Raw genomic sequence first — 10,955 nt, 5'->3', positions numbered from 1 at the left:
GTCTATGACCGCCGCTGCTTACGCCGCGACGAGGTTGCGCAGCACGTAGTGCAGGATGCCGCCGTGCTGGTAGTATTCGAGCTCGTTGACCGTATCGATGCGGCAGCGGGTCGAGATTTCCTCGATGCGGCCATCGGCGCGGACGATCTTCACCTTGACGGTGGAGCGCGGGGTCAGCGTGGTGAGGCCCTCGATCGAGACGGACTCGGTGCCGTCGAGATGCAGGGTCTGCCAGCTCTCGCCTTCGGCGAACTGCAGCGGCAAGACGCCCATGCCGATGAGGTTCGAGCGGTGGATGCGCTCAAAGCTCTGGGCGATGACGGCGCGGACGCCGAGCAGGCGGGTGCCCTTGGCGGCCCAGTCACGCGACGAGCCGGTGCCGTATTCCTTGCCGGCGAAGATCACCAGCGGGGTGTTCGACTTCTGGTAGGCCATGGCGGCGTCGTACATCGCCATGACTTCGCCGGTCGGGCCCTTGGTGAAGCCGCCTTCGACGCCCGGCACCATCTGGTTCTTGATGCGGATATTGGCAAAGGTGCCGCGCATCATCACTTCGTGGTTGCCGCGACGGGCGCCGTAGGAGTTGAAATCCTTGGGCGCCACCTGGCGATCGACCAGGTACTTGCCGGCCGGGGTGCCGGCCTTGAACGAACCGGCGGGCGAGATGTGGTCGGTGGTGATCGAGTCGAGGAACAGGCTGAGGACGCGCGCCTCGTGGATGTCGGTGACCGGCGCCGGCTCCATGGTCAGGCCCTCGAAATAGGGCGGGTTCTGCACATAGGTGGAGCTGGAATTCCAGCGATAGGTCTCGCCGCCGTCGACGGCGATGCCCTGCCAGTTCTCGTCGCCCTTGAACACGTCGGAGTAGCGGCCGAGGAACATTTTTGGGGTGATCACCGTGCGGACGATGTCGGAGATCTCCTGGTTGGTCGGCCAGATATCCTTGAGATAGACCGGCTGGCCATCCGAACCGGTGCCGAGCGGATCGGTCGCCACGTTGATGTTCATCGAGCCGGCGATGGCATAGGCGACGACCAGCGGCGGCGAGGCCAGGTAGTTGGCGCGCACATCGGGGTTCACCCGGCCTTCAAAATTGCGGTTGCCCGAGAGCACCGAGGCCGCGACCAGATCGTTGGCGTTGATGCATTCCGAGATGGCTTCCGGCAGCGGGCCGGAATTGCCGATACAGGTGGTGCAGCCATAGCCGACGAGGTTGAAGCCGAGCGCGTCGAGATCGGCTGAGAGGCCGGCGGCGTTGAGGTAGTCGGTCACCACCTGCGAGCCCGGGGCCAGCGAGGTCTTCACCCACGGCTTTGACGTCAGACCCTTGGCGCGCGCCTTGCGGGCGACGAGGCCGGCGGCGATCAGGACGTTGGGGTTCGAGGTATTGGTGCACGAGGTGATGGCGGCGATCACCACGTGACCGTCATCGATGCGGAACTTCTCCCCGCGCACCGGGAAGGCGGCTTCCTCGGGAATGTCGTCGACGCCGGTGGCGCCTTCATCGACGAAGCGGCTCTCGCCCTTCGACTCGGGCAGCGCCGTGCGCTCCTTGCGACCGCCGGCCAGATCCTTCATCGCTTCGGCGAATTTCGGCGCGGCGTCGACCAGCGAGACGCGGTCCTGCGGGCGCTTCGGGCCGGAGAGCGAGGGGACGACCGTAGTCAGATCGAGCGACAGCGTGTCGGTGAACAGCGGGTCGGGGCTCTCGGTGGTGCGATACATGCCCTGGGCCTCGGAATAGGCCTTCACCAGCGCAACGCGGTCGGCGTCGCGGCCGGAGGTCTCGAGGTAGGTCAGGGTGTCGGAATCGACCGGGAAGAAGCCGCAGGTGGCGCCGTATTCGGGAGCCATGTTGGCAATGGTCGCCTGGTCTTCGAGGCTCAGGTAGTCGAGGCCCGGGCCGTAGAACTCGACGAACTTGCCGACCACGCCCTTCTTGCGCAGCATCTCGGTGATGGTGAGCACCAGGTCGGTGGCAGTGATGCCCTCGTTGATCTTGCCAGTCAGCTTGAAGCCGATGACTTCGGGGATCAGCATGGTGATGGGCTGGCCCAGCATGGCCGCCTCGGCTTCGATGCCACCAACGCCCCAGCCAAGCACGGCGAGGCCGTTGACCATGGTGGTATGGCTGTCGGTGCCGACCAGCGTATCGGGATAGGCGTAGAGTTCGCCCGAGGCCTCGTCCTTCCGGGTCCAGACGGTCTGGGCCAGGTATTCGAGGTTCACCTGGTGGCAGATGCCGGTGCCGGGCGGCACGACGCGGAAGTTGTCGAAGGCTTTCTGGCCCCAGCGCAGGAACTCGTAGCGCTCGCCGTTACGCTCGTACTCGAGATCGACGTTCTGCAGGAAGCTCAGCGGGGTGCCGAACGAGTCGACCATCACCGAGTGGTCGATGACCAGGTCGACCGGCACCAGCGGGTTGATCTTCTGCGGATCGGCGCCGAGCTTGGCGGTGGCGTCGCGCATGGCGGCGAGATCGACCACGGCGGGGACGCCGGTAAAGTCCTGCATCAGCACGCGAGCCGGGCGGTAGGAGATTTCGTGCTCGGAGATGCGGGTGCGCAGCCAATCGGCGACGGCCTCGATATCAGCGCGGGTGACGGTGACGCCGTCTTCGAAGCGGAGCAGGTTCTCCAGCACCACCTTCATCGAGTGCGGCAGCTGCGAGACACCCTTCAGACCGTTCTGTTCCGCCAGCGGAATGGAGAAGTAGCTGTAGGTCTTGTCCCCGACGGTGATCGTGGTTCTGGACTTGAAGCTGTCGAGGGATTTCGAGGTCACGGGTGTCGCCTTCACGCGCTGGTGTTGCAAGGCGCCGCCCGGTCCTGACGCCGGACCGTAAAAGGCCCGGGAGACCGGGGGCAGAGGTCGTCTGACTGGAAGCATTCCAATCTACGGCTGGCTTATAGAGAAACTACATGACGCTTGCCAGTGGTCACTTGGGTTCATTAGGCATGGCGGCCATGAACCAGCCGACGCTCGCTTCCGAGGCCTTTCAACCGCAACTGAGCGTCAGCGGCCTCACGGTGCGGCGCGGCGAGCGGCTGCTGTTCGCCGATCTGCTGTTCGAACTGAAGCCGGGAAACGTGCTGCTGCTGCGCGGCCCGAACGGGGTGGGGAAGTCGACGCTGTTGCTCGCATTGGCTGGAATCGTGCGACCGGATGCCGGGACGATCGCCGGGGCTGAGCGCACCGACCTGCACCTCCTCAACTACCAGAGCGGGCTGAAGGCGCGGCTGACGGTCAGCGAGAACTTAACATTCTGGCAGGCGATGAACGGGGCGAGCGGCCTGACCGTCGATGTCGCGCTGGACGCGGTCGGGATCGGTGGGCTCGGCGTGCTGGAGGCGGGGTACCTGTCGTCGGGGCAGCTGAGGCGGCTGGCGCTGGCGCGGCTGCTGGTCAGTGCGCGGCCGATCTGGCTGCTGGACGAGCCGAGCGCCGCGCTCGATGCCGAGGGCGAGGCGCTGCTGGGCCGGCTGATCGATGCGCACCGGCAGCGGGGCGGTATCGCAGTGGTCGCGACCCATCATGACTTGCCACTGGTCGACCAAGCCGGGGTTGAAACCTTGATCCTCGGGGGCGCGGCATGAGTGCCTTCCGGGCTTTGATCGGGCGCGACCTGAAGCTGGCGTTCCGGGCCGGCGGCGAGGCGCTGACGCTGGTGCTGTTCTTCGTCATGGTGGCGGTGATCGTGCCGTTCGCCATCGGGCCGGACCGGCCGCAGCTGACCCGGCTGGCGCCGGGGATCGTCTGGATCGCAGCGTTCCTGTCCATGCTGCTGGGGCTCGACCGGCTGTTCCGCAACGATGACGAGGATGGCTCGCTGACCCTGCTGCGCCACGCCGGCCTGCCGCTCGAGGCGGTGGTTGCCGCAAAAGTGATTGCGCATTGGCTGGTGACGGCGCTGCCGCTGCTCTTGGCAACGCCGGTGCTGGCGCTGCTGCTATCGATGTCGTGGGCGCAATGGGGGCAAACGGTGCTGGCTTTGCTGATCGGTACCCCGGCGCTGGTGAGCTTCGGGGCGCTGGGGGCCGCGGTGACGGTGGGGCTGAGGCGCGGCGGGCTGATCGCGCCGGTGCTGATCCTGCCGCTCTCCATCCCGGTGATGATCTTCGGGGTGGGGATGCTGGATCCGCTGGCCGGCAGTGGCGCGACATTGTTCCTCATTGCCTTGAGCCTCGTGGTGACGGCTTTCTCACCTTTCGCGGCTGCGCTTGCCTTGCGCGTGGCCGGGGAATAGAGCGAACGCCATGTCCGTCGATACCGTCAAACAACCCAACTGGTTCAGCCGCCTGGCGCATCCGGGGCAGTTCCTCGCCTGGTCGCGCTACCTGATCTGGCCGCTGGCCATTGCCACCGGGCTGAGCTTTGCCATCGGGCTGTGGTTCGCCTTCTTCAACTCGCCCGAGGACTACCAGATGGGCGACATGGTGCGCGTCATGTACGTGCACGTGCCGAACGCCTGGTTGAGCCAGCTGGTCTATGGGGTGATGGCGGTTTCGGCGCTTGGCACCCTGGTGTGGCGGCACCCGCTGGCTGATGTCGCCAACAAGGCGGCAGCGCCGCTTGGCGCAGTGTTTACTGCATTGGCGCTCTATACCGGCTCGCTGTGGGGCCGGCCGACCTGGGGCACGTTCTGGGAGTGGGACGGGCGGATGACCTCGACCCTGGTGCTACTGCTGATCTATCTCGGCATCATTGCGCTGTGGCGGGCCTTTGACGACCAGCTGAAGGCCGGGCGGATCATCGCCATCGTGACGCTGGTCGGGGCGCTGAACATTCCGGTGATCAAGTTCTCGGTCGATTGGTGGAACACCCTGCACCAGCCGGCGAGCGTCTTCACCGCCTCGGGTCCGAAGATGCCAGGCTCGATCCTGACGCCGCTCCTGGTGATGATGCTGGCCTTCACGCTGCTGTTCGCGCTGTTGCAGGTGGCGCGGATGCGGACGGAGATTTTGCGCCGCCGGGCCGAGACGCTGAGCCGGCAGGCCGCCTTGCAGGGAGCCGCCAAGTGATCGGAGATGGCGCGCATATCGAATTCATCGCCTGGGCCTATGTCGGGGTGGCGGTGCTGACCGTGGCGCTGGTCGCCTATGTGGTCTGGGACTCGCTCAGGGTCGATGCCCGGCTCAAGGCGCTCGACAAGGCGGGCATCCGCCGCCGTTCGGACGAGAGCAAGCGTTGAAGCGCATTCTCCTTGCGGTACTGCCGCTGTTGCTGCTGGTGGGGCTGGTCGCCGTGTTCGCGCTGAACATGGACCGCGACCCCAGCCTCGTGCGCTCGGTGCTGATCAACAAGCCGGCGCCGAGCTTTGCGTTGCCAGCGGTGGCCGGCACCGGGGTCGAGGGGTTCGACACGGCTGCGCTCACGGGCGAGGTGACGGTGGTCAATGTGTTCGCCAGCTGGTGCATTCCGTGCCGCGAGGAGCATCCGCTGCTCGAGCGGCTGAAGGCCGAGACCGGGGTGCGGATCTTCGGCATCAACCAGAAGGATGCGCCGGAGAACGCCGTGGCGTTCCTCACTGAACTCGGCAACCCATACCAGCGGATCGGCGGCGATGCCGACAACCGGGTGTCGATCGACTGGGGTGTCTACGGCGTGCCGGAGACCTTCGTCGTCAATGCGGCCGGGGTGATCACCTTCAAGCATGTGGGGCCGATCTCGCCGGATTCGCTGGAACAGGAACTCATCCCGGCGATCGAGAAGGCCAAAGCGGGCTGAACCAACGGCTAAGGTCGGGAACTTCCGCCGACCAACGCACATTCTTCCTCTACCGCCTCAAGCGGCATGAGGAGAGACACTATGCAAACCAGTTCCAGCCTGCGTTTCGTCGAGCAGGGCATGCGCGTGTTCGACCGCGAGCACCATGAGATCGGCAAGGTCGATTGGGTGCAGTTCGGCGACGATGATCCCGATACCCCGGAAGTCGAGGCGAGCGGGCCCTCCGGCCGGCGGACCGACGATACGCTGTTCGACGTGATCGCGCGGGCCTTCACCGACGACAATGTGCCCGAGGAGGTCCGCGACCGCCTGGTGCATCAGGGGTTCGTCAGGATCGACGCCGACGGGTTGTTCGCCGCCGATCGCTACGTGATGCCGGAGCAGATCGACTCGGTGTCAGGCGAAGGCATGACGCTGAATGTCACCAAGGACCAGCTGATCAAGCATTAGGCTTGCGCGACGGCTGAAGGCCCCCTCACCGGGCCTTCAGCCGACCCAGATCAGGGAAGCGGGTCCATCGGGGGGATCACCTCGATGGGCTGCTTGGGGTCGGCGGCGTATTTGGTGAGGAGCGGCAGCTGCATCATCGAGAAGACGATGGTGATCGGCATGACCGCCCAGAGTTTGAAGCCGGCGTAGAACTTGTCCGCCGCGTCGGGGTCGGAAAAGAACAGGCTCGAGCCGCGCCAGGCGAACTCGTTGAGGATCGCCAACAGGAAGAAGAACAACCCCCAGCGCATGGTCATCACCTGCCAGCCCTTGGGTTGCAGGTGGTAGACCTCGCCGAACACGTATTTCAGCAGTGACTGGCCGAACACCAGGCCGCCGAGCAGGGTGGCGCCGAACAGCGAATTGACGATCGTCGGCTTGATCTTGATGAACGTCGAATCCTGCAGCAGCAGGGTCAGCGTGCCGAAGATCAGGACGACGATCAGCGTCACCAGCGGCATCACCGCGACGCGCTTGAACACCAGCCAGGAAATGCCGAGCGAAATCACCATGGCGACCATGAAGGGCGCGGTGGCGAAAATGATCGGGCTGGCAAACATCGAGCGCAAAGCCGGGCTGGCGTCGAGCCAGCCCTCACCGAACGTGGTGCAGATAAAGAAGATCAGCAGCGGGCCGATCTCGAGGCCGATGCGGATCAGCTGCGGACGCAGCTCCGACCAGTTCACTTCGGCGTCTTTGGTCTCTTCGGTCATTCTGCGGTCCTTGCGATCGCGGCGGCGAAGTCGCGTGCCGCGAACGCCTCTAGATTGTCGACGCCCTCGCCGACACCGATGAAGTGTACGGGCAGGGCGAATTTGCGAGCGATGGCGACGAGAATGCCGCCGCGCGCCGTGCCATCGAGCTTGGTCATCACCAGGCCGGTGACGCCGGCACGTTTGCCGAAGATTTCGACCTGATTAAGGGCATTCTGCCCGGTGGTGGCGTCGAGGGTGAGAAGCGTGGCGTGCGGCGCCGACGGCTCGACCTTCTTGATGACGCGGATGATCTTTTCGAGCTCGCTCATCAGCTCGTCGCGGTTCTGCAGCCGCCCGGCCGTGTCGATGATCAGGATGTCGGCGCCCTCAGCCTTGGCGCGCTCCACTGCCTCGTAGGCAAGCCCGGAGGCATCAGAGCCGGCGGGCTTGGTGATGACGGGAGCGCCGGTGCGCTCGCCCCAGACCTGCAGCTGTTCGATGGCGGCGGCGCGGAAGGTATCGCCGGCGGCCAGCATCACCTTCTTGCCTTGCGCGCCATAGAGGCTGGCGAGCTTACCAATGGTGGTGGTCTTGCCAGTGCCGTTCACTCCGACCATCAGGATGACATAGGGCCTGGTGCCGGCATCGATGAGCAGCGGCTGGGCCACCGGCTCCAGCACCTTGACGATCTCGGTCGCCAGCACGTCGCGGACTTCGTCGGAACTGATGTCGCGATCGAAGCGGTCGCGGCGCAGCGCCTCGGTGACGTCGGTCGCCATGTCGACGCCGAAATCGGACTGGATCAGGATGTCCTCGAGGTCATCGAGCATCGCCTGATCGAGCTTCTTCTTGGTGAAGACGGCGGCGATCGAGCCGGTCAGCTGGTCCGACGAGCGCTTCAGCCCGGAGGCGAGGCGCTGCAGCCAGTTCTGCTTCTTCGGCGGTTCGCCGGCAGCGGCCGGGGTCGCGACTGGAGTTGGGACCGGCAGCACCGGCGCGGGCTCGGGCGCCTGCTGCTCCTCGACCTCTTCGATATAGGCGGGGGTGGCCTCGGGCGGGCCGGCCGGCGGCTCGGAGACAGAATCGGTCGGCGGAGCTTCGATGCTCTGGCCGGCCTCGTGCAGCGCTTCCTCGAGCGCAATCTCCTGGTCGGGCGGCAGGACGAGCGGAGCGGCCTCGACGATGTCGTCGAGGATAATGTCGGCGATCAGCTCGTCTTCGACGGATGGCTCGGGCTCGGCAGCCGGCTCTGGCGGGGCCGGTGGCGCCTCGGGCGTGACCAGCTGGCCGGCCTCGTGCATCGCCGCTTCGAGAGCGATCTCCTGGTCGGGCGGCAGGACGAGCGGCGCGGCCTCGACGACGTCGTCGAGAATGATGTCGGCCACCAGCTCGTCCTCGACGGACGGCTCGGGCTCGGCCGGTGGCGCCGATGGCGCTGGCGGCGCGTCCGGCGTGATCAGCAGCCCGGCCTCGTGCATCGCTTCTTCGAGAGCGATTTCCTGATCCGGCGGCAGCACCAGGGGAGCGGCTTCGACGACTTCGTCGAGGACGATGTCGGCTTCGAGCTCCTCGGCGACGCTCGGCTCGGGCTGTGGCGCCGGAGCTGGCTTGTCGCCGCCGCCGAACAGGCGCTGGAAGAAGCCTTTTTTCTTTTGTTCGGCCATCAGGCTGCGGACCTCAGTGCTTCGCCGACGAGGTTGCCATTGGCGAAATGGGTAATACGGGCGGGCACGATTTCTCCCGGCAGATGACCCGGTAATGAACAGGTGACGAACTGTTCCTGCCGGCCGATGCCGTCCTTTTCGATCAGCACGTTCTCGACCATGCCGATGCGGGACAAAGCCAGCTTCTCATACTGGGTTTCACCGACGGCGCGGAGGCGGGCGGCGCGCGCTCTGGCGATGCGTCCGTCGACCTGTGGCATGCGTGCGGCGGGGGTGCCGGGACGCGGGCTATAGGGGAAGACGTGCAGGTAGGTGAGTTCGGCCTCGGTGACGAAGCTCAGCGAGTTCTCGAACATTTCGTCGGTCTCGGTGGGGAAGCCGGCGATGATGTCGGCGCCGAAGACGATGTCGGGACGGAGCGAGCGGAGCTTTGCCACCACCTCGAGCGCCTCGCTGCGCGAGTGGCGACGCTTCATCCGCTTCAGGATCATGTCGTCGCCCGACTGCAGGCTCAGATGCAGATGCGGCATCAGCCGGCGATCCGACGCTATGGCATCATAGAAGGCCGGGTCGGCCTCGATCGAATCGATCGAGGAAATGCGCAGTCGCGGCAGGTCGGGCACGTGGCGAAGGATCTGCTGGGTAAGCTTGCCCAGCGTCGGGGTGCCGGGCAGGTCGGGGCCATAGGAAGTGATGTCGACGCCGGTGAGCACAACTTCGCGATAGCCGTTGCCGACCAGCTTCTTGATCTGCTCGACCACCAGCCCCATCGGCACGGAGCGCGACGGCCCGCGGCCATAGGGGATGATGCAGAAGGTGCAGCGATGGTCGCAGCCATTCTGCACCTGGACGAAGGCGCGGGCCCGGCCATCCATGCCCTCGATCAGGTGCGCGGCGGTTTCGCGCACGCTCATGATGTCGTTGACCTGCACCTTGTCGTTGAGCGGGATGCCGAATGCTATGGGGGCATAGCTTTCCGCCTTCAGCTTATCGGCATTGCCGATCACCAGGTCGACTTCGGCCATGTCGCCGAACGAACGCGCCTCGGTCTGCGCGGCACAACCGGTGACGATGATGCGGCGCTCGGGATTGTCGCGCTTGGCCTTGCGGATGGCTTGCTTGGCCTGCCGCACCGCTTCGGAGGTCACGGCGCAGGTGTTGATGATGATGGTGTTGTCGAGCCCGGCCTTTTCGGCTTCCGCCTTCATCACTTCGCCTTCATAGGCGTTGAGGCGACAGCCGAAGGTCAGCGTTTCGATCGACATCAGGCCGAGACCTGGGCGGTAGAATCCTGGTCGCGCAGCCAGGTGCCGGTGAAGGGCTCGAAGCTGCCGGAGAATTCGAACTCGGCCGGGCCGGTGAGCAGCACGTGATCGTCAGCACGCCACTCGATGACGAGGTCGCCACCGGGGAGGGTCACCGTGGCCTTGCGACCGGTGCGATGGGTGCGGGCGCCGTTGACCAGCGCGGCGCAGGCGGCAGTGCCGCAGGCGCGCGTGAGGCCAGCGCCGCGTTCCCAGGTCCTGAGGATGATGTGATCGGGCGCCACCACCTGGGCGATCGAGATATTGGCGCGCTCGGGGAAAATCGGATGGTTCTCGAGCAGCGGGCCGAAGCGATCGAGGGCGTAGTTGCCGACATCGTCCTCGACCCAGAAAGTGGCGTGCGGGTTGCCCATCGAGGCCACCGAAGGGGTGTGGAGGATCGGCGCATCGATCGGACCGATCTGCAGTTCGATGCCGGTGGTATCGTAGAATTCCTCGGCCAGCGGGATCTCTTCCCAGCCGAAGCGGGGCTTGCCCATATCGACAGTGATCGAGCCATCCGGATGCTCGTCGCCGGTGAGGATACCGGCGAGGGTCTCGAAGACGAAGTGCTTTTCGCCGGTCTCGGCGCTCAGCGCCTGGACGACGCAGCGCATGCCGTTGCCGCAGGCCTGGGCCAGCGAGCCATCGGAGTTGATGATTTCGATATAGTGGGCGGTGCCGGGGGTGCGCGGATCATGGATGGCCATGATCTGATCGTACCTGGTGGCCGGGTCGGCATTGAGAGCGACGGCGGCCGCCGGGGTGACGCGATCGGCACGGCCGCGCATGTCGGCGACGATGATCTCGTTGCCGAGCCCGTTCATCTTGAGGAATGGGGCGGTAGACATGGGCGTGACCTGCTGGGTCTCAGTTGAGGCTGTATATGGCGGAACTGACGGGAAATTGCCAGTGGCGGGGGTGAGGCGGTTCCATTCGCCCGTCAGGCCGGTGCGGAAAGTATACCCCCCACCCTGTCCCTCCCCCGCAAGGGGGGAGGTGACCGGCGCTCGCTAGTCTTCGCCCAACGACCTTCGGTGTATGCTGTCAGCGTCTCCCTCCCCCTTGCGGGGAGG

Annotated in this window: 11 protein-coding genes; 6 read left to right on the top strand and 5 right to left on the bottom strand. The window is 65.6% G+C overall.

Annotation, left to right across the window (positions count from 1 at the left end):
- Positions 1-18: 18 nt before the first annotated feature.
- Positions 19-2,784: an aconitate hydratase AcnA gene (acnA, locus tag VW23_RS16685; RefSeq protein WP_069910678.1), complete on the bottom strand. Its 2,766-nt coding sequence runs from the start codon at positions 2,782-2,784 to the stop codon at positions 19-21.
- Positions 2,785-2,957: 173 nt separating this feature from the next.
- Here acnA and ccmA point away from each other — a divergent pair, with 173 nt between their 5' ends.
- The 6 genes from ccmA to VW23_RS16660 all read left to right on the top strand — a co-directional run bounded on the left by ccmA (position 2,958) and on the right by VW23_RS16660 (position 6,177).
- Positions 2,958-3,596: a heme ABC exporter ATP-binding protein CcmA gene (gene ccmA / locus VW23_RS16680; protein WP_244513624.1), complete on the top strand. Its 639-nt coding sequence runs from the start codon at positions 2,958-2,960 to the stop codon at positions 3,594-3,596.
- Entirely contained in the window at positions 3,593-4,246 is a 654-nt protein-coding gene (gene ccmB / locus VW23_RS16675) for a heme exporter protein CcmB (RefSeq protein ID WP_069910677.1), read from the top strand. The genes ccmA and ccmB overlap by 4 nt, the downstream gene beginning before the upstream one ends.
- A gap of 10 nt (positions 4,247-4,256) precedes the next feature.
- A complete protein-coding gene (locus VW23_RS16670; protein WP_069910676.1) occupies positions 4,257-5,021 on the top strand; it encodes a heme ABC transporter permease in 765 nt (254 codons plus the stop codon).
- Positions 5,018-5,191, top strand: coding sequence for a heme exporter protein CcmD (locus VW23_RS28630; protein ID WP_141728367.1), 174 nt, complete (start codon positions 5,018-5,020; stop codon positions 5,189-5,191). The genes VW23_RS16670 and VW23_RS28630 overlap by 4 nt, the downstream gene beginning before the upstream one ends.
- Positions 5,188-5,727 (top strand): DsbE family thiol:disulfide interchange protein, encoded by a 540-nt coding sequence (locus VW23_RS16665; protein ID WP_069910675.1) that lies wholly within the window; start codon positions 5,188-5,190, stop codon positions 5,725-5,727. The genes VW23_RS28630 and VW23_RS16665 overlap by 4 nt, the downstream gene beginning before the upstream one ends.
- A gap of 81 nt (positions 5,728-5,808) precedes the next feature.
- Positions 5,809-6,177, top strand: a complete 369-nt coding sequence (locus tag VW23_RS16660; protein ID WP_055874867.1) for a hypothetical protein — start codon at positions 5,809-5,811, stop codon at positions 6,175-6,177.
- Positions 6,178-6,227: 50 nt separating this feature from the next.
- Here VW23_RS16660 and VW23_RS16655 read toward each other — a convergent pair whose 3' ends face one another.
- From VW23_RS16655 to dapF, 4 genes are read right to left on the bottom strand one after another with little or no spacing between them, the layout of a single operon-like run.
- Positions 6,228-6,929: a septation protein A gene (locus tag VW23_RS16655; RefSeq protein WP_069910674.1), complete on the bottom strand. Its 702-nt coding sequence runs from the start codon at positions 6,927-6,929 to the stop codon at positions 6,228-6,230.
- Positions 6,926-8,575 carry a signal recognition particle-docking protein FtsY gene (gene ftsY / locus VW23_RS16650; RefSeq protein ID WP_069910673.1) on the bottom strand — a complete coding sequence of 550 codons (1,650 nt, stop codon included), beginning with the start codon at positions 8,573-8,575 and terminating at the stop codon, positions 6,926-6,928. Before ftsY ends, VW23_RS16655 begins: the two co-directional genes overlap by 4 nt.
- The gene (gene mtaB, locus VW23_RS16645) at positions 8,575-9,840 is read right to left on the bottom strand and encodes a tRNA (N(6)-L-threonylcarbamoyladenosine(37)-C(2))-methylthiotransferase MtaB (RefSeq protein WP_069910672.1); all 1,266 of its coding nucleotides are present in this window, start codon (positions 9,838-9,840) and stop codon (positions 8,575-8,577) included. The genes ftsY and mtaB overlap by 1 nt, the downstream gene beginning before the upstream one ends.
- Positions 9,840-10,730 carry a diaminopimelate epimerase gene (gene dapF / locus VW23_RS16640; RefSeq protein ID WP_069910671.1) on the bottom strand — a complete coding sequence of 297 codons (891 nt, stop codon included), beginning with the start codon at positions 10,728-10,730 and terminating at the stop codon, positions 9,840-9,842. Before dapF ends, mtaB begins: the two co-directional genes overlap by 1 nt.
- Positions 10,731-10,955: the final 225 nt, after the last annotated feature.

It is taken from the genome of Devosia insulae DS-56 (assembly GCF_000970465.2).
In the GTDB taxonomy this organism is placed as follows: Bacteria; Pseudomonadota; Alphaproteobacteria; order Rhizobiales; family Devosiaceae; genus Devosia_A; species Devosia_A insulae.
The sequence above is the reverse complement of the archived record's forward strand: the minus strand, read 5'-3'. Positions and strand labels throughout refer to the sequence as shown.